Origin of the sequence: Sodalis sp. dw_96, from assembly GCF_018449575.1 — a bacterium.
Lineage (GTDB): Bacteria > Pseudomonadota > Gammaproteobacteria > Enterobacterales > Enterobacteriaceae > Acerihabitans.
The window spans coordinates 71063-91597 of sequence record NZ_JAAVUT010000008.1; the positions used below are offsets into that span (position 1 = coordinate 71063).

At 58.5% G+C, this 20535-nt stretch carries 14 protein-coding genes and 2 pseudogenes; 7 read left to right on the top strand and 9 right to left on the bottom strand.

The features are described from left to right. Positions 1-6 precede the first annotated feature (6 nt). From HB631_RS13690 to HB631_RS13710, 5 genes are all read right to left on the bottom strand, one after another. Positions 7-990: a GGDEF domain-containing protein gene (locus tag HB631_RS13690; RefSeq protein ID WP_213991724.1), complete on the bottom strand. Its 984-nt coding sequence runs from the start codon at positions 988-990 to the stop codon at positions 7-9. 840 nt (positions 991-1830) lie between these two features. Then, positions 1831-3120 (bottom strand): rhodanese-like domain-containing protein, encoded by a 1290-nt coding sequence (locus HB631_RS13695; protein WP_213991725.1) that lies wholly within the window; start codon positions 3118-3120, stop codon positions 1831-1833. Positions 3121-3285: 165 nt separating this feature from the next. Further along, on the bottom strand, positions 3286-5139 hold the full coding sequence (locus HB631_RS13700; RefSeq protein ID WP_213991726.1) for an AMP-binding protein: 1854 nt from the start codon (positions 5137-5139) through the stop codon (positions 3286-3288). Beyond that, the gene (locus tag HB631_RS13705) at positions 5136-6590 is read right to left on the bottom strand and encodes an aldehyde dehydrogenase family protein (protein ID WP_213991727.1); all 1455 of its coding nucleotides are present in this window, start codon (positions 6588-6590) and stop codon (positions 5136-5138) included. The genes HB631_RS13700 and HB631_RS13705 overlap by 4 nt, the downstream gene beginning before the upstream one ends. Then, positions 6587-7558 carry an aliphatic sulfonate ABC transporter substrate-binding protein gene (locus HB631_RS13710; RefSeq protein ID WP_213991728.1) on the bottom strand — a complete coding sequence of 324 codons (972 nt, stop codon included), beginning with the start codon at positions 7556-7558 and terminating at the stop codon, positions 6587-6589. Before HB631_RS13710 ends, HB631_RS13705 begins: the two co-directional genes overlap by 4 nt. Before the next feature lie 467 nt (positions 7559-8025). Here HB631_RS13710 and ssuC point away from each other — a divergent pair, with 467 nt between their 5' ends. From ssuC to HB631_RS13740, 6 genes are all read left to right on the top strand, one after another. Continuing rightward, on the top strand, positions 8026-8817 hold the full coding sequence (gene ssuC / locus HB631_RS13715; protein ID WP_213991729.1) for an aliphatic sulfonate ABC transporter permease SsuC: 792 nt from the start codon (positions 8026-8028) through the stop codon (positions 8815-8817). Next, positions 8814-9602, top strand: a complete 789-nt coding sequence (gene ssuB, locus HB631_RS13720) for an aliphatic sulfonates ABC transporter ATP-binding protein (protein WP_213991730.1) — start codon at positions 8814-8816, stop codon at positions 9600-9602. Before ssuC ends, ssuB begins: the two co-directional genes overlap by 4 nt. 158 nt (positions 9603-9760) lie before the next feature. After that, a complete protein-coding gene (locus HB631_RS13725) occupies positions 9761-12235 on the top strand; it encodes a pyruvate formate lyase family protein (protein ID WP_213991731.1) in 2475 nt (824 codons plus the stop codon). Further along, positions 12222-13223: a glycyl-radical enzyme activating protein gene (locus HB631_RS13730; RefSeq protein WP_213991732.1), complete on the top strand. Its 1002-nt coding sequence runs from the start codon at positions 12222-12224 to the stop codon at positions 13221-13223. Before HB631_RS13725 ends, HB631_RS13730 begins: the two co-directional genes overlap by 14 nt. Before the next feature lie 243 nt (positions 13224-13466). Further along, positions 13467-14609: an FMNH2-dependent alkanesulfonate monooxygenase gene (gene ssuD, locus HB631_RS13735; protein WP_213991733.1), complete on the top strand. Its 1143-nt coding sequence runs from the start codon at positions 13467-13469 to the stop codon at positions 14607-14609. Between the two features lie 122 nt (positions 14610-14731). Continuing rightward, positions 14732-16054: an aminotransferase class III-fold pyridoxal phosphate-dependent enzyme gene (locus HB631_RS13740; RefSeq protein WP_213991734.1), complete on the top strand. Its 1323-nt coding sequence runs from the start codon at positions 14732-14734 to the stop codon at positions 16052-16054. Positions 16055-16236: 182 nt separating this feature from the next. Here HB631_RS13740 and tauC read toward each other — a convergent pair whose 3' ends face one another. The 3 genes and pseudogenes from tauC to tauA form a co-directional block, all read right to left on the bottom strand. Then, positions 16237-17016 carry a taurine ABC transporter permease TauC gene (gene tauC, locus HB631_RS13745; protein WP_213991880.1) on the bottom strand — a complete coding sequence of 260 codons (780 nt, stop codon included), beginning with the start codon at positions 17014-17016 and terminating at the stop codon, positions 16237-16239. Between the two features lie 208 nt (positions 17017-17224). After that, positions 17225-17992 (bottom strand): annotated as a pseudogene (gene tauB / locus HB631_RS13750) (taurine ABC transporter ATP-binding subunit); the annotation flags it as partial. A gap of 80 nt (positions 17993-18072) precedes the next feature. After that, entirely contained in the window at positions 18073-19053 is a 981-nt protein-coding gene (gene tauA, locus HB631_RS13755) for a taurine ABC transporter substrate-binding protein (protein ID WP_213991736.1), read from the bottom strand. Between the two features lie 627 nt (positions 19054-19680). Between tauA and HB631_RS13760 the strand changes: the two are divergent. Further along, positions 19681-19872: pseudogene (locus HB631_RS13760) on the top strand (LysR family transcriptional regulator); the annotation flags it as partial. A 111-nt stretch (positions 19873-19983) separates the two neighbouring features. On the opposite strand, the gene HB631_RS13765 reads toward HB631_RS13760, so the two are convergent. Continuing rightward, positions 19984-20502: a phenolic acid decarboxylase gene (locus tag HB631_RS13765; protein ID WP_275955691.1), complete on the bottom strand. Its 519-nt coding sequence runs from the start codon at positions 20500-20502 to the stop codon at positions 19984-19986. Positions 20503-20535 lie beyond the last annotated feature (33 nt).

Here is a 20535-nt window from a genome sequence, read left to right on the forward strand (position 1 = left end):
GGCCTTTTAATCTTCCCAGGTCTGGATAGCGTTAAAGCGATGGGCGCCATTGGCCATTACCACGGTGTTTTTACCCCGCCGCTTGGCCTGATAAAGAGCGATATCGGCCTGATGGATACAGGTCATCAGGTCATCCCCGGCATGATACATGCCGACCCCGATAGAGGCGGTGAGTTTAAACGGCTGTGGCGAATTGGCCAGAAACAGCGCATTGGCAATGGCATTACGAATGCGCTGGCAAACCTGGTATACCGTCAGCGGATCCGCATTGCGGATAAAAATCAGGAATTCCTCGCCACCGTAGCGACCGATGAAATCCTTGCTGCGGGTGGTAACACGAAAAATATCGGCGACCTCAAACAGCAGCCGATCGCCGATCAGGTGACCGTAACGATCGTTCACCCCTTTAAAATCATCCAGATCGATAAGTCCAACGCCAAAAGATTGGGTTTCCGACGCCAGTTTGATAATTTCCTGATCGATTCTTTTACGGTTATTGAGGCGGGTGACGCTGTCAATCAGGGCGAAGTCTTTCATGGCAATACTGGCTTCGACATAGTCTTTTTTCACCACCAGGGCAAAATAGGTGATAAAAAAACACAGGCACTCCATTAATGGCTGAATCAGAAACGGTCTATTCAGAAACGGCTTTTTAAAGAACGAAGAGAACCGGGGCGGATGGTCCAGCGCCGGATGTAACAGGCGGATAAAGCCATAGTGCCATGCAGGATTCAGCAGGAACAACGAGCCTAACCGGCAGACCAAAATAATAAACGCAATGGACAGGGCGATGACAATGGGCCTTTTCCGCCATACTTTTCCGGCGAAAAGCATCAGGAACGCCAGCGAGATAGCGAGCTTATCGGTTAAAGGGACGCCGTGGCTGGCCAAGGTCATGACCAAGGCAATCATCCCGCTTAGCCAGCCACCGAGAATAGTGGTGAGAATAACCGGCAGCGCGGCGAATCCGCCTAAGGCCGTTTGGGGCAAGATAGCGTTCGGGAGCAAAAAACAAAGGGAAACACCGCCTCCCGCCAGACCGAAAAATAATCGTTTTTTATAAGATGAGTCACAAGAAAATGCTTTATGTTGGCTGAGGAAAAAATAAGCTAAGGATAGCGTGGCATAAATAATACAGGCGGTAACATAGACAGAAAGACCCAGTGTCAAAATTCCCATTCCTGGCACCTTAATTAAATAATAACAATTCCGCAATATTTTATTATCGATTTTGATCGATTATTATTTAATTTTCTCCTACACCGAATAACCTTTTAATAGGGTTCATTACCTATAAGCCTAGGTTGAAGATATAGGGAAAGAGACACGTCGTTAATCATGAAGTAAACACCCTAGGAATTGATTAAGCTAATCGTTTATATCGACCATAAAAGTTAAAACGATAGATATAATCTATCAATTCTAATCTAACTATTGTTTTAAACGATCAAAAAATGCAATTTGCTGTTTTTTTAACCAGTTATTATCAGCACGTTTATCCTTATAAAAACGGTTAACCGGCGTTTAACACAAAAAAAAATCGGAAATAAAGGATCAATTCGACCAGTATTCCTAAACATTTTTATTGCCGGCAGGAGAACGGATGATAATTAGGCGGTAGGATGCGTGTTTTTTTATTCACCATGTCCGGGATTCGAAAAAAATATGAGATGGCAGTCTTGTTTTAATCAAAAGACCTTTTTTGATAAAGTATGGATTAAATTATTTATTCATCCGGGAGAAAACTTCGTCCCGAATGAATATTGATATTTATCTTAAAAAGATTTATATCACATACAAAAACAAATAGGCAATATTTTATACTGCCGATCACAGAACAAAAAAGCCATGGCTGCCGTCCCGCTCCAACTGAGCCACCAAACCCAGCTCCCAGGTGATATAGTCCTGCATCGCCCGGGGGGAGTTGTCGGTACCTTCATAGGGCCGACGGTAGCGCCTGGGTAAAGGGCGCGGTCCCTGGGAAGCCGCGCCATCCGGCGGCAAATCGGGCACCGGCGGGACCCAGGGACCGGACGCGGTAACAACAGCATCCTCCCCGTCAAGCACCCACACCTGCCAGCCCATCTGTGCCAGCCAGGAGGCGGTCATGTCGGCACGCACCCGATTTCGGTCGTCCGTCAGGACAATACGCGCTCCGCGAACGCCGACGTAGTGATCGGTCTCCTGCACCAGCTGTCCGCCGGGGACAGAACGAGCCGCGGGCAAATGGCCGGCGGCATACTCTTCCGGCTGCCTCACATCAAATAGATAGGTGGTGCGATCCGGCTGCGCCAGCCAGCGTTGCAGCTCGCTGGCGGAGGCGCGTTTCACCCCGGCCCGTTCCGCCAGCCGTCTAGCGGCAACGGCGGCCGTTTGTCGCGCCGCTTCGCTCGCGGAGGGATAACGCCGCCGCTGATGGTGCTCCAGCGGCAGCCCTGCCAGCATCCAGCCGATAGTGCCGTTGCGCAATGCCGCCACCGGATTGGGCAGGCCGGCGTTAATCAGCGACTGGGCACCGATAATGCCGCGGGTACGTCCGGCGCAGTTGACGATAATACGGGTGGATGGCGACGGCGCGAGATCCCGTGCCCGCAACACCAGCTCCGCCCCCGGCACGCTGATGCTGCCGGGGATATTCATGGTCTGGTATTCATCGAAACGCCTGACATCCAGCACCACCACATCGGCTGAGGCGTCCAGCAGCGGTTTCAGTTCTTCCGCCGCCAGGGACGGGGTCTGCCGGCTGTGCGCCACCAGTTCGCCGAACGCCTTGCAGGGGGAGTTGACGTCAATAAACAGTTCGCCACCCGCCGCCGTCCAGCCGGCCAGTCCGCCCGCCAGTAGAGCCACATCCGGGTAACCCAGCGCCCGTAACCGGTGCGCGGCCGCAGGCGCCGCGCCCTCGCCGTTATCATACAGGGTCACCGGGACGGAGCGCCGGGGGATACGCGCCAGAATATCCTCTTCCAGCCGGGACAGGGGAATATTGGCGGCGAATAGCGGATGCCCTTCAGCATAAAACGCTTCCTCGCGCACGTCCACCAGCGCCACTTCCTGCCGGTTCAGCAATGCCCGGCGGATATCGTCCGCCTGCCGGTGGGGGAAAAGAGTGTTGGTCATGGGATCAACTCCAGAATGATATCAATACAAAAATGGATGATGAAGTTTCTCTACCCTAAATAATTACCCTAAATAATTACCCTAAATAATTCGAGTCGCGGGAAGGCGGCAATGACGGGTTTAGACCCTACATAATTCGAGTTGCGGGAAGGCGGCATGGCTGCGTCAGCCATTGGCGAACCTGTCGCTGAGGGCCAGCCGCTGTAATTTACCCGAACCGCCCCGGGGTAATGCCTCGACGATATAAAAACGCGCCGGCACTTTATAGCTCCCCAGCCGCTCCAGGCACCATGCCCGCAATCCGGCCTCATCCAACGCCATGCCGCTGTGCAATACCAGCGCCGCCGCGATGTTTTGACCGTAGTCGGCATCGGGTATGGCAAAAGCGGCGGCTTCACGAAGGCAGGGGAAATCAGCCAGCGCCTCGTCAATTTCACGCGGGGCGATATTTTCGCCGCCTTTGATAATGATTTCTTTCATGCGCCCGGTAATAAAATAGAATCCTCGCGGATCGCGATAGCCCAAATCGCCGCTATGCAGCCATCCCCTGCCGTCAATGGCCGCCGCGGTTTGCGGTCTGTCCCGATAATAGCCCGCCATGATATTCGGGCCGCGCAGGAGAATCTCGCCGCGGTTGTTATCGCCCAGAAGCTCCCCGCCGGCGCCGGCAACCGCGGCCTCAATGCCGCAGGGCAAACCGACGCTGCCATACACCCGGTCGTTATGGGGATTGCAAAAAGCCAACGAGCCGGATTCCGTCATGCCCATGCCTTCGATAACCGGTATGCCGAACCGCTGCTCGAACTGCCGGTGCTGGGTAGGCGACAGCGGCGCGGAGGCGGAACGGGCGAATTTAACCCAGGGATAGCCTGGGTTGCCGGCAGAGATGCCTGCAGAGTTGCCGTCAGGCTTTCCGTCGCGGTTGTTGTCGCGGTTGTTGTCGCGGTTGCCGTCGCGGTTATTGTCGCCGTTGCCGTCGGGATTGTTGTCGGGAGCGCCGTGCAGGAGAAAGGCTATCATAGTGGGCACCAGGTTGAGCCAGGTACAGCGATAACGCTCCACCATGTTCCACCAGCGGGAGACGGAAAAACGCCCCGGCGCCACCAGACTGCCGCCGGTGACAAAAGGAACCAGCGTTCCAATGATCTGGCCGTTAATGTGATAAAGCGGCAATGCGCACAGCAAGCGGTCCCGCGCCGTAAGGTGATGCCAGCGCGCGATGCGCTCCGCCGCGGCCAGCACATTGCCGTGGGTCAGAACCACCCCTTTGGGTTTGCCGGTGGTGCCCGAGGTATAAATCAGGAGAGCCGGGGTATGGGCGTTCAGCAACCGCTGATGAGTGGTCAGGTCACCGGCCTGGCGTGAGTTAGGGGTAATCGCGTCATCGGCCTGGCGCAAGTCATCGGCCGGGTGGGAGTGATGGCTAATCGGGTCATTGATCGGCTGCGGCGGTAAATCCTCCGAATCCAAGTGGTCCCGGTCGCTGGCCGGCATATCCCGTTCGCGGATAACCATCACCGGACGCTCCGCCCGCGGCAGGCTGTTTAGCACCCCCCGCAGGCGGGGGGCATAGTCCCGGCAGGTCATTACGATTTTAGCCCCGCTGTGGGCGATGATCCACGCCAGGGCGGTGTCGGCGGCCAGCAAACTCAGGGGCACCGGCACGTAACCGTTCAGCATGCATGACAGGCAGAGTGTCACGGTGTCAAATCCACCGGGCAGCAGCAGCGCGATATGATCTCCCGGCAGTCGCCCTGCGGCCCGTAGACCCCGTGATTGACGCCGGGCGGCCAGGGCCAGTTGCCCGAAGGTGAGGGTGCGCTCCGTCTCCGGGCAAATCAGGAAAACCCGATCGGCGCCCTCCCGCAGATGCCGGGCCATAACCGCCGGCAGCGAGTCGGCGGCGTATACTGCCGCTTCGCCGGTCCCGGCATTGTCCAACGCCCCTTCCTCGGCGCCGATACCGTTTACAGGTACTTCGCCAAAGCCGTTCACCCTTGCTTCGCCGACGTCGTTCACGGCTGTTTCCTGCGCAGATAGTCGCCGAACAGCATATCCAGCGAGGGGATATCTTCCTCTATGGGGGTGGAGATACGGACCTTGTTAAAAAAGTGCCGGTAATTCAGATTGTCAGAGAAATGATTTTTGCCCCAGGTGCCGCATCCCAGGGTAAGGGTGAAGGGCAATCCGTTATTAAAATTGCCCCCTGCGGCAAAGCAGTGGGCTTGATTGACAATAACGCGGCTCACCGGCAGGGTGAGTCCCGCCGCCAGCGCCTCAGCCGGATCGGTGCCGTGCAGGCCGACGGAGTGGCCGGCCCCTTGCCAGGCATAGAGCGCCCTGACGCGGTCACAGGCCTGATGGAAATCATCCGCCCGATAAGCGGTTAATACCGGCGAGAGTTTTTCACCGGAAAAGGGAAAGCGTTCCCCCACCCCCTGTTCCTCAACGATGAAAAAAGCGGCTTTCCGGCAGGCCGGTCGCGATAATCCGGCCGCGTCGGCAAGGAACTGCGCGGAACGGCCCACCAGATCCCGCGCCAGCTTGCCGCTGCCGTCGGGCCAAAGGACCTGCTGCAGCCGGGCTTTCTCCTGCGCCGTCAGCACCACGCCGCCCTGTTCCGTCAGGGCGTCCAGCATCGGCCGGTAGCGGCCGGCCAGGATAATGACGCTGTTTTCGGCGGAGCAACTGGTGGCATTATCAAAGGTTTTTGATTCGGCAATCTTGCGGGCGGCGGCCGGTAAATCCGCCGACTCACTGATAATCGCGGCCACATTGCCGACACCGACGCCGAAAGTCGGCGTGCCGCTTTGCGTGGCGGCCCGGACATTGGCCTGGGATCCGGTGACGATCACCAGATCCGCCGCGCTCATCAGCTGCCGCGTGTGTTCGCGGCGGACCGGGACAGGCAGCATCTGCACCAGATCGTGGGGAACCCGCAGGACATCCAATTCGCGGTAGATATACTCCAGCAACCGGGCGCAGCTGGCGGCCCCTTTCGGCGACGGCGCCACGATAACGGCGTTGCGGCATTTCACCGCGTTGATAATATTGTTGATGACCGTGGCCACCGGGTTGGTGGAAGGAGTAACGGCGGCCACTACCCCCACTGGCCGCGCAATCTCGATAATCCCGCGCCGCGGATCCTCGCCGATGACGCCGACGGTTTTTTTTCCGTGCAGATCTCGCAGCAGCCCCAGCGTCTTGCGATGATTTTTGATAATCTTGTCGTCGACATTACCCAGGCCGGTATCCTCTACCGCCAGGGTCGCCAGGGCGCGATTATTGTCGGGATTCACCACCGCCCATCCCAGGGCGCTCACCACTAAATCGATCTGTTCCTGGCTATAATCCTCTATCCGCCGCTGCGCATCCCGCGCCCGGCTTACCAAGGAGGCGATCAGCCGGGCCGATTCGTCTTGCGCATCATCCGAAGCGCGGGAGGACGGACAGGGTGCCGCCGGATTCATTTCGCGGCGGCCGGCTGCCAGACCGGCACCGCCTGGGCGTCAATATGCTTGGGCAGCAATCCCGCGGCAAAAAACGCGTCGGCGATGCGCTGCTGTTCGCCGAGGCTGTCGCGGGTCACCGGTTTAACCTGATAGGTGCGATGGGCATTGGCCTGTTCCACGGTGGCCACGTCCAGATTACCCCATAGCGGCCCCAGCAGCTTCGCCGCATCGGCGGGATGGGACTTGACCCAGCCGCCGGTTTGTTCCAACTGACGATAAATCAGGTCCAGGATCTCGGGATGTTGCCGCGCGTAGGAAGTGGACGACAGGTAATAACGCTGATAGCTGGCCAGTCCCTGCCCCGGCGCCAGAACGCGGGCATGCTGCCGGCGCTCGGCGCTGGCGACGAAGGGCTCCCAGGTGACCCAGGCATCCACCTGGCCGGTTTCAAACGCCGCCAGGCCATCCGCCGGGGTCAGGTACGCCGGGGTGATATCATGGAATGTCAGGTGGGCCTTCGCCAGGGCGACGATCAGTAAATAATGGCTGCCCGCCGCTTTGGTGACCGCGATACGTTTCCCTTTCAAATCTTCCAGGGTTTTCAGCGGCGAGTTCTGCGGCACCAGAATAGCCTGGGCATCCGGCGAAGGCTCTTCACGGGCAAAATAGGTCAAATCGGCGCCGGCCGCCTGGGCAAATACCGGCACGGTATCCGCCACATCGGCGGAGATATCCACACTGCCGATATTCAGGGCTTCCAGCAGCGGCAGGCCGCTGGAAAATTCATACCAGCTGACTTTTATCCCCCGGGGGGCCAGTTCTTTTTCCAGCGTGCCCTGTAATTTCAATAGGGTCAATAAGGTGGAGGATTTTTGATAACCGATACGCAGGGCGGTTTCCGCCCGGGCATTGAATTGAATCAATAAAGCCAATAAAGGAACGATGACAAAAATAAGACGGCGCAAGGTAAACGTAAAGCGAGACATAACGATATCCGACGAGAATGAGTAATAATAAGCTCCAAGAGTTGCCCGATACTGTCAAAGTATATAATCAACTTTAGATAGTCTTTTTTATTGTTTAAAACCCGGCACGGACGCAGGCCGATCCAGCAGGCTTTTCTAAACGGTAAAAACGCCCCGAACCGCCGCCGCGTCAGTCTATTGTCAACAGCAAGGCCCTTTTTGACAAACATATATATAACATTTTTACTTTATTATGGACTTTTTATACCGGCTATTAACAGTGTCTCGGCGCTCTATACTTTCTTTATTCTTTTAGCAAAATACTGTCTATCCAAAGCTGAAAATAACATTTACCGAATGATTTATCTCGCTGTTAGGATTTTTTATTAATAAAAGAATGGCGATTAAACATCGTCTCTATTGACGCCGGTTTTACCGGTGAAACATAGCGGCGAATCGTCCGATGCGGCACCTTACAGGAGCACGGGATGAAGCGCATTACCCTCAAGCTTTCAGAACGTCTGGCGCCCTGGCTGCTGCCGGTATTATTAATGGCGTCCTGGCAGCTGGCGGTGAGCGCCGGCTGGCTGTCCAGCCGGATCCTGCCGGCGCCGAGCGCGGTCATCACCGCGGCCTGGCGGTTAATATACAGCGGCGAGTTATGGCAGCATCTGGCCATCAGCAGTTGGCGCGCCGCGGTGGGTTTCGCCATCGGCGGTTCCATCGGCCTGCTGCTGGGATTTATCACCGGCCTGTCCCGCTGGGGGGCTCTGCTGCTGGACAGTACGGTGCAAATGATCCGCAACGTGCCGCATCTGGCGCTGATCCCGCTGGTGATTTTATGGTTCGGCATTGATGAAACGGCAAAGATTTTCCTGGTGGCTCTCGGCACGCTGTTCCCCATTTACCTCAATACCTATCACGGCGTGCGCAATGTGGACGCCGGCCTGGTGGAGATGGCCCGTAACTACGGGCTGTCGGGGTTCTCGCTGTTTTATCAGGTCATCCTGCCCGGCGCGCTGCCCTCCATACTGGTGGGGGTCCGTTTCGCGCTGGGTTTCATGTGGCTGACGCTGATTGTGGCGGAAACCATATCCGCTAATTCGGGTATCGGCTATCTGGCCATGAACGCCCGTGAATTCCTGCAAACCGACGTAGTGGTGGTGGCGATTATTTTATACGCCATCCTCGGCAAGGTGGCGGACAGCGCCGCCCGTGCGCTGGAACGTATCTGGCTGCGCTGGCATCCGGCTTACCAGAAGACAGGAGCAGCGGCATGAGCGTCAACGTCTACCCGGTCAATCGCGGTATCCCCCTGGCGGTGCGCCGGTTGGAGAAGTCTTTTCACGGCCGCCGGGTATTGGAGGCGGTGGATCTCGCCATTCCCGCCGGCCAGTGTCTGGCCATCGTCGGCCGCAGCGGCTGTGGCAAAAGCACCCTGCTGCGTCTGCTGGCCGGTCTCGACAGGCCGGACGGCGGGGATCTCTCCTCCGGCAATACCCCGCTGCGCGCCAGTCAAAACGACATCCGGCTGATGTTCCAGGATGACCGGTTATTACCCTGGAAAAAGGTCGTGGACAATGTCGGTCTCGGGCTGGGCAAAGACGGACGGGAGCGCGCCCTGGCCGCCCTTGACACCGTCGGCCTGGCCGGGCGGGCGGGCGACTGGCCTTCGGCCCTGTCCGGCGGGCAGAAGCAGCGGGTGGCGCTGGCACGGGCATTGATTCACCGTCCGCGCCTGCTGCTGCTGGACGAACCCCTGGGGGCGCTGGATGCGTTAACCCGGATCGAAATGCAGCGCCTGATCGAAACCCTGTGGCAGGAACAGGGTTTTACCCTGCTGCTGGTGACCCATGATGTACATGAAGCGGTGACCCTGGCGGATCGGGTCATCCTGCTGGAGCAGGGCCATATCGGATTGGATATCGCCATCGATTTGCCACGCCCCCGCCGCCACGGGCAGGCCCGGCTGGCGGCATTGGAAAGCGAAATTCTGGAACGCATCTTTTCCAGCGGCGTTCAGGGCGCGCAGGTCGGCGGCACATTGCGCTCCGGGGCGAATTAAACAGTATATTTCATGCCGCAGGGAGGTTGGCTGCATTCGTTCACCCGAATCACTTACCAGAGTAAGCTCATCGGGCTTCTCTCTTTTGCCGCCTTCCTGCAACTTGAAATCTATAGGGTATACACTTTTTTTATTCATGGACTAAGGCAGGTTATCACGTGAATCAGGAAGCCCTGGTGCTCTCGCCGCAGGAAGCGCGGCTGCTTCATCCCGCCCCCCTCCCCGCGGCCACGGACAGAACCCATCGCCTGCTGGCCGGTATACAGCATGCCAAACCGGCGGTTGATGTGGAACGGGCGCGCTATTTCACCGAGTCCATGGCGAACACGGAAGGGGAATTATTGGTCCTGCGCTGGGCGAAAGCGATGTATCACATCGCCGGGCACATCCAGGTGTATATCGACGAGGATCAGCTGATTGTCGGCCGGGCCGGCAAACCCGGCCGCTACGGTATTCTTTATCCGGAACTGGACGGCGATTTCCTGGAGCGGGCGCTGGAACAGCTGCCCCGGCGAGTCGAATCGCCGTTTACCGTCGAACCGGCGGAAGTGGACATCGTCAAACGGGTGATATCCCCCTACTGGCAGGGCAAAACCTACCATGAAGACCTGGCCCGCGCCCTGCCCGATGAGACGCTGCGCCTCACCTACGATCCCGCCGACGCCCTGACGTCCCGTTTTATCGTCAACGAAACCTCGTCGTTCCGGTCTTCCATCCAGTGGGTGCATGATTACGAAAAAGTGCTGCGGCTGGGGTTCAAGGGTATCAAGGAGGATGCACAGCGCAGGCTGGCGGCGTTGGATCCCTTCGATCCGCTGGACAATGTTGAAAAGGCACCGTTCCTGCGGGCGATTATCCTCAGCGCCGAGGCGGTGATTCTCTGGGCCGGACGCCATGCCGCGCTGGCGCGGGATCTGGCGGCGCGGGAACAAAACCCCCGGCGTCGGCAGGAGCTGGAGGCCATCGCCGAGCGGTGCGACTGGGTGCCGGAACACCCGGCTCGGGATTTCCGCGATGCGCTTCAGGCGCAGTGGTTTACGCAGATGTTTTCCCGTATGGAGCAGAAAACCGGCACCATTATCTCCAACGGCCGCATGGATCAGTACCTTTACCCCTATTACCGGCGGGATGTGGATCGCGGTCTGCTGACCGAGGAACAGGCGCTGGAGTGGCTGGCCTGCATGTGGGTTGCCATGGCGCAGTTCGTCGATTTGTATATTTCCCCCACCGGCGGCGCCTTCAATGAAGGCTATGCCCATTGGGAAGCGGTCACCATCGGCGGCCAGACGCCGGAAGGCCAGGACGCCACCAACCCGCTGTCTTATCTGTTCCTGCGATCGAAGCGGGAATTCCCGTTGCACTATCCCGATCTGGCGGCCCGCATCCATAGCCGCACCCCGCCGCGTTTTCTCTATGAAGTGGCGCAAACCATCAAGGACGGCGCCGGGTTCCCGAAACTCATCAACGATGAGGAGGTGGTGCCGCTGCTGCTGGCGAAGGGAGCCTCTTTCAGCGAGGCCTATGATTTTGCGGTATCCGGCTGCGCCGAGTGCCGCATGCCGAACCGAGATACCTATACCAGTCCCTGTGCCTATATCAACTTCCCGGCGGCGCTGGAAATGACGCTGTACAATGGCCGGATGAAACGCTACGGCGGGGAACTGCTGGGGCTGGAAACCGGCGATGCCGATGCGTTCGCCGATTGGGAGGCATTCTGGCAGGCCTATATCAAACAGCATATTAATTTTCTCCGCCATGCCTTTATTCAGCAAAAAATCATCATTGATTTACGCGCCAGACATTTTGCCTGGCCGCTGGGTTCCGCTCTGCACGACCTGGCGATGAACGCCTGCAAGGATATCCATCAGCCGGATATCGACGGCGGTATCGATTTGGGTTATTTCGAGTTTATGGGCTACGGCACGGTCATTGATTCGCTGGCAGCGATAAAAAAATGGGTTTATGACGAAAAGCGTCTTTCCATGGGGCAATTGCTGGAGGCGCTGGCGGACGATTTCAACGGCCATCCCGCTATCCGCGCCCTGCTGCGGGATGCGCCCAAATACGGCAATAACGATCCCTACGCCGATGATATCGGCAAGGCCCTGGACAAAATCTGCCTGGAATTTACCCGGCAATACTCCCGCTCACTGGGGGTCCATATGGATCTGCGCCTGGTGCCTTTCACCTCCCATGTGCCGTTCGGTAAGGTGGTGCACGCCACCCCCAACGGACGCAAGGCCTATAGCCCGCTATCGGACGGTTCGTCGGCTTCCCAAGGCTGCGATAGCCAAGGCCCCACCGCCGTGCTGCTGTCCAATTACCACACCAAGAATTATCAGTTTCGCGAGCGCGCCGCCCGGTTGCTCAACGTCAAATTCACCCCCTCGGTGCTGGCGGGCGAAGCGGGCACCCGCAAGCTGTGCGATTTTATCAAGGTCTGGTGCGATCTGAAGTTATGGCATATCCAGTTCAACGTCATTAACCGGCAAACCTTGCTGGCGGCCAAAGCCGACCCGGAGCGTTTTCGCGGACTGATTGTCAGGATTGCCGGTTACAGCGCCTATTTTACCGACCTTTCGCCGGACCTGCAGGACGATTTGATTGCCAGAACCGGCCATGAAATCTTCTGAGCGGGCCGCCGGCTCTCCGGCGGGCGAAGAGGGGTATGTTTTCAACATACAGCGCTATTCACTGCATGACGGAGACGGCATCCGCACGCTGGTCTTTTTGAAAGGCTGCCCGCTGCGCTGCACCTGGTGCAGCAATCCCGAATCACAGGGATTGCTGCCGGAAATCACGTTTGATGGGAGAAAATGCCTCGGGGAGGACTGTGGTTTTTGCCTCGCACAATGCCCTTCCCATAGCCTGGCTTTTGATGCCCACGGGGTGATGCGGCTGGAGACGGACACCTGCCGACAGTGCCTGCAATGCGTACCCGCCTGTCCCACCCATGCCCTGCACGCTTTCGGCCAACGGATTACCGCGCGGGAGGTGATGGATATCGTCGAGGCCGATAGCCTGTTTTATGCGCGCTCCCGGGGCGGCGTCACCCTCAGCGGCGGCGAACCCCTGATGCAGGCGGACTTCGCCCTGTCCTTGCTGCGGGAAGCCGGAAAACGTCATATCGATACCCTGCTGGAAACCTGCGGCTACGGCCCCTGGCCGGCATTACAGGCGCTGGCGGGCTATTGCGACGGCATCTATTTTGATATCAAAAGCCTGGACGACGCCAGACACCGCCGGTTTACCGGGCGTTCCAACCACCGGATTCTGGCCAATCTGCTGGCCCTGCGCCGGCATTTTCCCTCTCTGCCGATACATGTCCGCACGCCGCTGATTCCCGGTTTTAACGATACCCGGGACGAGATTGCACGCATTATCGATTTTATTTTGCCCCTGGCGGACGTCAGCTATGAAATCCTGCCCTATCACCGCCTGGGCAGCGATAAATACCGGCTGCTGGGACGGCCGTATCCGCCGGGAGATATCCATCTGCCGGAGGAAACACTGGCAAACATCATCCCACAGGCCCGGCGGCGTCTCGGCCGCCGCTACGGCCCCAAAGGGGCGAGGTTCATGGAAGAGCCGAGTAACAAAGCCAACGCCCCTGCAACGTGAAGTATGACGGGTATATATACCCTAAATAATTCGAGTTGCAGGAAGGCGGCGACGCAGCGAACCCCCAGGAGCTTACTCCAGTAAGTGACTGGGGTGAGTGAGGAAAGCCAACGCCCCTGCAACGTGAAGTATGACGGGTATAGACGTTTTGCGCATTTGAAATGCCGGATATATCAGTTGGTGCGCCGCCCCCGCCTGTCCATCATAACGGCTACATGTTCTTTTACTCCGCAGGAGCCGTTCATGAGCCTCAATCTCTTCTGGTTTCTTCCCACCCACGGCGACGGGCGCTATCTCGGCACGCCACGCGGCGCGCGCACGGTGGACCACGCTTATTTGCAGCAAATCGCCCAGGCGGCGGAGCGCGTGGGTTTCGGCGGCGTGCTGATCCCCACCGGCCGCTCCTGCGAAGATTCCTGGCTGGTGGCGGCCTCTTTGATACCCGTCACCCAGCGGCTGAAATTCCTGGTGGCGCTGCGGCCGGGGGTGATCTCCCCCACCCTGGCGGCCCGCCAGGCGGCGACCCTGGACCGGTTGTCCCAGGGACGGGCGCTGTTTAATCTGGTGACCGGCGGCGATCCCGACGAGCTGGCGGCGGAAGGGGTATTCCTCGATCACGCCGCGCGTTATGAAGCCGCGGCGGAGTTCACCCGCATATGGCGGCGGGTGCTGGAAGGCGAGACGGTGAATTTTCAGGGCAAACATTTACAGGTGGAAGGAGCGCGCCTGATGTTCCCGCCGGTGCAACAACCCCGGCCGCCGCTCTATTTCGGTGGTTCGTCCGATGAGGCGCAGGATCTGGCGGCGGAACAGGTGGAGCTTTATCTGACCTGGGGTGAGCCGCCGGCGCAGGTGGCGGAAAAAATCGCCCGGGTGCGGGAAAAAGCCGCCGCCTTGGGACGGCAAATCCGATTCGGCATCCGCCTGCACGTGATCGTGCGTGAAACCACGGAAGAAGCCTGGCAGGACGCCAATCGGCTGATTGCCCATGTGGACGATGATACCATCGCCCGCGCCCGCGCATCCTTTGCCCGCTTTGATTCGGTGGGGCAACAGCGTATGGCGGCGCTGCATGACGGCAGCCGGGACCATCTGGAGGTCAGCCCCAATCTGTGGGCCGGGGTCGGGCTGGTGCGGGCCGGCGCCGGCACCGCCCTGGTGGGAGACGGTCCCACCGTCGCGCGGCGCATCGCCGAGTATGCGGATTTAGGCATCGATACCTTTATCCTTTCCGGCTACCCGCATCTGGAAGAAGCCTATCGCGTGTCGGAACTGCTGTTTCCCCATCTGGACGTGGCGGCGAGCACCCCCACCGCCGCCGGCGACGCCATCCGGCCGCAGGGAGAAGTGGTCGCCAATGATTTTGCGCCGGACAAAATCCATTAAATGCCGGCTATAGGTAGGTTTCCCGCTGGTTGGGTTGCGGGCAAACGCGCGAATAGTCAATAAGACGGGGCATATTTTCAGCCCGGCATGCAGCAAACCTGAATATGACTTTGGTGAAAATAATGACTGCCCATTACCAGGATATTATTAACGATAATTTTTGGCTGCCGTTTACGCCAAATAAAGATTTCCGTAAAGACCCGAAATTATTTGCCCGGGCGGAAGGGGAATATTATTACGATCCGGACGGGCGGGCGATATTGGACGGTGTCTCGGGCTTGTTCGCCTCGGCCCTGGGCCACGGACGAAAAGATATCGCCGAGGCGGTACACCGGCAAATGCTGACCCTGGATTTTACCGCCAGTTTTTATCGCGGCCATCCGGGAGCGTTCGCCGCCGCCAAGGCCTTATCGGCACTGCTGCCTCCCGGCCTCGACAGGATTTTTTTCGTGGGTTCCGGCTCGGAGGCGGTGGATACGGCGCTGAAAATCGCCCTGGCGTATCACCGGTCCCGGGGCCAGGGCGGCCGACATCTCTTTGTTTCGCGGGAACGCGCTTATCATGGCGTCAATTTCGGCGGCGTCGCCCTGTCCGGACTGCCCAATAACCGGCGGACCTTCGCCGGCGGCGGGCCGCAGGTGGTGCATATGCGTCATACCTGGCTGGAAGAGAATCGCTACAGCCGCGGACAGCCCGAGCACGGCGACTTTCTGGCGGACGATCTTTTACGCCTGATAACCCTCCACGGCGCGGAAAACATTGCCGCCTGCGTGGTGGAACCCATCGCTGGCTCCACCGGCGTGCTGGTACCGCCGGTGGGCTATCTGGAACGTCTGCGCCAACTGTGCGATCGCCATGACATCCTGCTTGTCATGGATGAAGTGATCTGCGGCTTCGGCCGGACCGGCCGGGCTTTCGCCAGCCAAACCTTCGATATTCGCCCGGATATCATCACCATGGCCAAAGCCCTCACCAACGGTACCTTGCCCATGGGCGCCGTGGCGGTGCAACGGGAAATTTACGACAGCATCATCAACGCCGCCGGCGAACAGGACATCGAGTTCTTTCACGGCTATACCTGGAGCGCGCATCCGGTAGCCTGCGCCGCGGCACTGGCCGCCCTGGAAATATACCGAGAGGAAAGCGTATTTACCGCCGCCGACACGTTGAGCGGACATTTTCAGGAACGCTTGTTCGCGCTGAGGGGGCTGCCGCTGGTGACGGATATTCGCGGTTACGGCCTGCTGGGAGGAATCGACCTGGCGCCGGGGGCAAAACCGGGACAGCGGGGTTATGAGGTGCAAAAAAAATTATTCGATGCCGGCCTGCATCTCAAATCCACCGGCGATGCGCTGATTATCGCACCGATACTGGTGAGCGAGCCTGACCGCATCGATCGGCTGTTCGAAATCCTGACCAAGGTGTTGTCGAATATTAAGCCCTAGCGTTGATAGCCGCTTCGCCCAGGCCCTTGACGGGCTCTCCCTTTAACGTTAGTTGCACGCTCGGTGATCGCGGGCCTAGCGTGCCATGAGGCACTCTGGCGGGCGGAAAAACCACGCCCGCTTCGACCTCATTGGCGCGCTCTCCCTTTAACACGTTCGTTGCACGCTCGGCGATCGCCAGATTAGTGAAAACGTCCGTGCCAGGGCACCCACTTGCGCTGAATATAACGCAGGCCGATTTCCATGATGCAGGCCACCACGGCAATCACTAAAATGCCCATGATCACCACGTCCGTCACCAGGAACTGCGCCGCCGACTGCACCATAAAACCCAGGCCCCGGGTGGCGGCAATCAGCTCCGCCGCCACCAGCGTCGACCAGCCGACCCCCAGCCCGATACGAATACCGGTTAAAATATCCGGCAGCGCGGCGGGAATAATGACATAGCGGGTAAGCTGCCCGCTGGTGGCCCCCAGGGACTGGGCCGCCCTGATCTTGGCCGGATCGACGCTGCGTACGCCGTTGGCGGTGGCAATCACCACCGGCGCGAAAATCGCCAGATAAATCAGCAGTATTTTCGACAGCTCGCCGATGCCGCACCAGATCACAATCAGCGGCAAATAGGCCAGTGGCGGGATCGGCCGGTAGAATTCAATCAGCGGGTCGAACAGTCCCTGCACCAGACGATAGCGGCCGATGGCGATCCCCAGGGGAATGGCGGTGAACAGGGCGGCAATCAGGGCGATGCCGATACGTTGCAGGCTGGCCCATAAATGCTGCCACAGGGTGGCATCCAGGTAGCCCTGTACCGCCACCTGCCGGAATTTGCCCAATACCGCCCAGGGGGACGGCAGAAACAGCGGATCGATGAATTTCAGCCAGGTGACCAGCCACCAAATCATTATCAGGCTGCCGATGCTGATGGCGCCCAGCACGCTAAGAGGCAACGGCTTTTTCACCATCGGCGGCCGGATGGGCGGGGATGCCGCCTCAACGGGAGGTTCATGATGGACATGACGGGTATCGGTCATAACCGCACACCCGGGGCAAGAAATTTATCGTGGACGCAACGCTTACCAGTCATCTGCGGGCACCATAGGCGTGACGTTCGTCGCGCACGGGATGTATAGAGGCCGTCGCCCCGGCGGCGTTTTTATCGCCACGATCCCCATCGCGGGCGGCGAACACCCGCGCCAGGATGTGTTCGCGGGTAGCGATAAACAGCGGATCGGACTTTAACGAACGGGCGCTTTCACCCAAGGCGTAGCGGCGGCTGAATTCCAGCGGCAGACGCTCGATGATGCGCCCCGGGTTCGGCGATAACAACATCAGTTCAGTGGCTAAAAAAATCGCCTCTTCAATATCATGGGTGATCAAAAACACCGGCGTATCCGTGCGCCGCCACACCTGGAGCAGCAATTCCTGCATCTGCTCGCGGGTAAAGGCGTCCAGCGCGCCGAAAGGCTCATCCAGCAGCAGGACCCGGGGCTCGGCGGCCAGGGCGCGGGCAATGCCCACCCGCTGTTTCTGCCCGCCGGACAATTGCCAAACGCTGCGCCGGGCATAGCCTTCCAGATCCACCAGTGCCAGCAGCTCACGTGCGCGTTCCTCCCGCTGCCTGCGGGCGACGCCGGCCAGCTTCAAGCCGAAAGCGACATTTTCCAGGACATTTTGCCAGGGCAGCAGGACGTCGTCCTGGAATACCACCCCGCGCTCGGCGCTCGGCCCGGTGACCGGTTTACCGTCCAGGGTGATGGCGCCGCCGCTGGGAGCGATAAAGCCGGCGATAAGATTAAGCAGGGTGGTTTTGCCGCTGCCGGAAGGCCCAACCGCCACGCAAAGCTGCCGGGGGCCGAGGCTAAACGAAATATCCTGTAAAACCGGCTGCGGTGATTCCGGATAATGAGCGGCGACATGTTCCAGGATTAATTGAGTCATAGCGGTCCTGTCAAAAGTGGCTTATTCGCCGGGCCGGGTAACCAGGCCCGGGTATGCCGACAGTCTATCCCGGAAACTGTCTATTGGGGAATAAAGGCCGCCGTGACGTAAGGCGAATAATCCGGCAGTACCGAATCAATACGTCCCTGCTCTTTAAGGAACCGCGCGGTATCGGTGATGCCCTTGATGACCGGCGCCCCCAGGATGGTCCTTTGTTCAGCCGCGAGGGGATAGGTATTGCCCTCCAGTAATCCGGGGACATCCTCCGGTTTCGCGCCGGTTATCTTCACCAACTGGTCGATATGCTGCTTATTCGCCAGCCAGGCTTTGGGATCCTGATAAAACTGCTGATAGCTGTCGAGGGTGACTTTGGCAAAGGCCTTGACCACATCCGGATGGGCCTTGGCGTAATCCTTCCTCACCAGCCAGAGATCGAAGGTCGGCGCGCCCAGTTTGGCCAATTCGCCGGAGGTAATCAGCACCTTGCCGGTGGCTTTGGCCACGCCAAGCGCCGGATCCCAGGTATAAGCGGCGTCGATATCGCCCCGCTGCCAGGCGGCGCTGATGGCGGGGGGCGTCAGGTTGACAATGGTAACCTGATGGGGATCGATACGCCAATGCTTCAAGGCGGCCAGCAGGCTGTAATGGCTGGTGGAGGAGAACGGCGTGGCGATCTTTTTGCCGATCAGATCCCGCGGGCCGTTGATGCCGGAACCATTGCGGACCACCAGCGCCTCGCTGGTGCCCAGATTGGACGCTATCAGGATGGTTTCTATGGGCAGATTGCGGCTGGCGGCAACGGTAAACGGGCTGGAGCCCAGATAGGCGATTTGGACATCGCCGGAGGCCACCGCGGTAATCACTTCAGCCCCGGCATCGAATTTGCGCCAGTCGATTTTGGCATGGGCGGCCCGTTCATAATCGCCGTTAGCCTGGGCGACCTGGGACGGGTTGGGGACGGTTTGGTAACCGACGGTAACATCGGCGGCATGGGCCGTGCAGGCGAGCACACTTAACATCACCGCCGCGGATAAGCGCCGGGAAAATAGCGAAACGTTCATAAATATCCTTTTTTTTTCGTCAACACTCCGCCCACCGGCAGAGAAATAAATAGGCCGGCAAGCCGCTCTTTGATTGAACCGGTTGCCCGCGCTGAATAAATATACCCAAAATAATTCGAGTTGCAGGAAGGCGGCGACGCAGCGAATCCCCAGGAGCTTACTCAAGTAAGTGACTGGGTTGAGTGACAAATCTGCCTGGAGCAGATTTGAACGCTGCTTGCAGCGGCCCCAAAGGGGCGAGGCTCATGGAAGAGCCGAGTAACAAAGCTAACGCAACTGCAATTTGAAGTATGACGGGTATATCGGCAAACCGCGGCCGGACATCCAGTGCTAATCCGGCATTTATCTACTCTAAAGAGTTATCTTTAACCGGGGCAACGATTTTTTTCCGCTATGCTTTGCCGGAAAAATCAATAAAACCGACAATACGCGTCAGTGTGATATGAAGGCGGGCAAGGGATATATTACCGGTAATGATATCATTCCTCGGTAAAGGACAGGGTACCGGGAGTCATGCTGATTCTCCCTATGCTGGATACATTATCGGAAGCGGCGTTCGCTCTTTGAATGCATTATAGGGAGTGACGTTTTTCCACGGGCAATCGTTAAGGAGCATGTTCGATGTCCATACCCCAGACCACCCTGGAACAGTGGGCGGTGCTGCACACCGTGATGGGAACCGGCAGTTTTGCCAAGGCGGCGGAGTCTCTCAACCGCAGCCAATCCGCGGTAAGTTATGCCGTCAGCCAACTGCAGGAGCGGCTGGGAACCCGATTGCTGCAAATCGAGGGGCGCAAGGCGCAGTTAACCGACGCCGGCCCCGCCACCCGGGCAATGGCCGAACTGCTGTCGGCAGGTTAGGACGGGGGAAAACGCCTGGTTGCGCCGTTGGGGCTGGTTGCGTAATTGGAACTGGTAGCGCCGTTGGGGCTAGTTGCGCCGCTGAGTATAGTCCGCCGGCAGCGTCGCCGGGGCGCAGTTGATCACCGTCTGATTGTCGGCGCCGCACTCTTCCACAAAGGTCAGCGGGGCGAACTCGTCAATGACCAGCTTCGGGTAAGTCGGGCCGGCATCGCGATACTGCCGCATCAAATCCAGATGTTCATTCTGATAACACACGGTTTTGTCAGGATGCAGGGCAATCCACTGCGGGAAAAATATCACCCCGTGCAGCATACGTTCAGCGAAATTGACCGCCACGCTCACCGTCGTGCCGGTGGGTTCGTCCCAAGAGATTTTGCAAACGTCATCGGATAACCGGACGATATGCGCTTCCTGATCGCGTACCCAGCGCCCGCCCACCATACCGCTGTGAATGCGGTAATCGATGGTGCGTGGATTTTTAAGGTACATTTCATACTGCCAGCCGTTATCGTAGGTATAGATGAAATGTTTACCGATAAAACCGGTCAGTGTGGCGGGCTTGGTGGATTCGAATAAATCGGTCATGGTGAAATTCCTGGTAAAGGGAGAATAGAACCG

Bases quoted from the DNA above. Each gene is read 5' to 3' on its own strand.
- HB631_RS13695 (WP_213991725.1), bottom strand. From the start codon at position 3,120: ATGACCAACACTCTTTTCCCCCACCGGCAGGCGGACGATATCCGCCGG.
- HB631_RS13705 (WP_213991727.1), bottom strand. From the start codon at position 6,590: ATGAATCCGGCGGCACCCTGTCCGTCCTCCCGCGCTTCGGATGATGCG.
- HB631_RS13710 (WP_213991728.1), bottom strand. From the start codon at position 7,558: ATGTCTCGCTTTACGTTTACCTTGCGCCGTCTTATTTTTGTCATCGTT.
- ssuC (WP_213991729.1), top strand. From the start codon at position 8,026: ATGAAGCGCATTACCCTCAAGCTTTCAGAACGTCTGGCGCCCTGGCTG.
- ssuB (WP_213991730.1), top strand. From the start codon at position 8,814: ATGAGCGTCAACGTCTACCCGGTCAATCGCGGTATCCCCCTGGCGGTG.
- HB631_RS13730 (WP_213991732.1), top strand. From the start codon at position 12,222: ATGAAATCTTCTGAGCGGGCCGCCGGCTCTCCGGCGGGCGAAGAGGGG.
- ssuD (WP_213991733.1), top strand. From the start codon at position 13,467: ATGAGCCTCAATCTCTTCTGGTTTCTTCCCACCCACGGCGACGGGCGC.
- HB631_RS13740 (WP_213991734.1), top strand. From the start codon at position 14,732: ATGACTGCCCATTACCAGGATATTATTAACGATAATTTTTGGCTGCCG.
- tauC (WP_213991880.1), bottom strand. From the start codon at position 17,016: ATGGTGAAAAAGCCGTTGCCTCTTAGCGTGCTGGGCGCCATCAGCATC.
- tauA (WP_213991736.1), bottom strand. From the start codon at position 19,053: ATGAACGTTTCGCTATTTTCCCGGCGCTTATCCGCGGCGGTGATGTTA.
- HB631_RS13765 (WP_275955691.1), bottom strand. From the start codon at position 20,502: ATGACCGATTTATTCGAATCCACCAAGCCCGCCACACTGACCGGTTTT.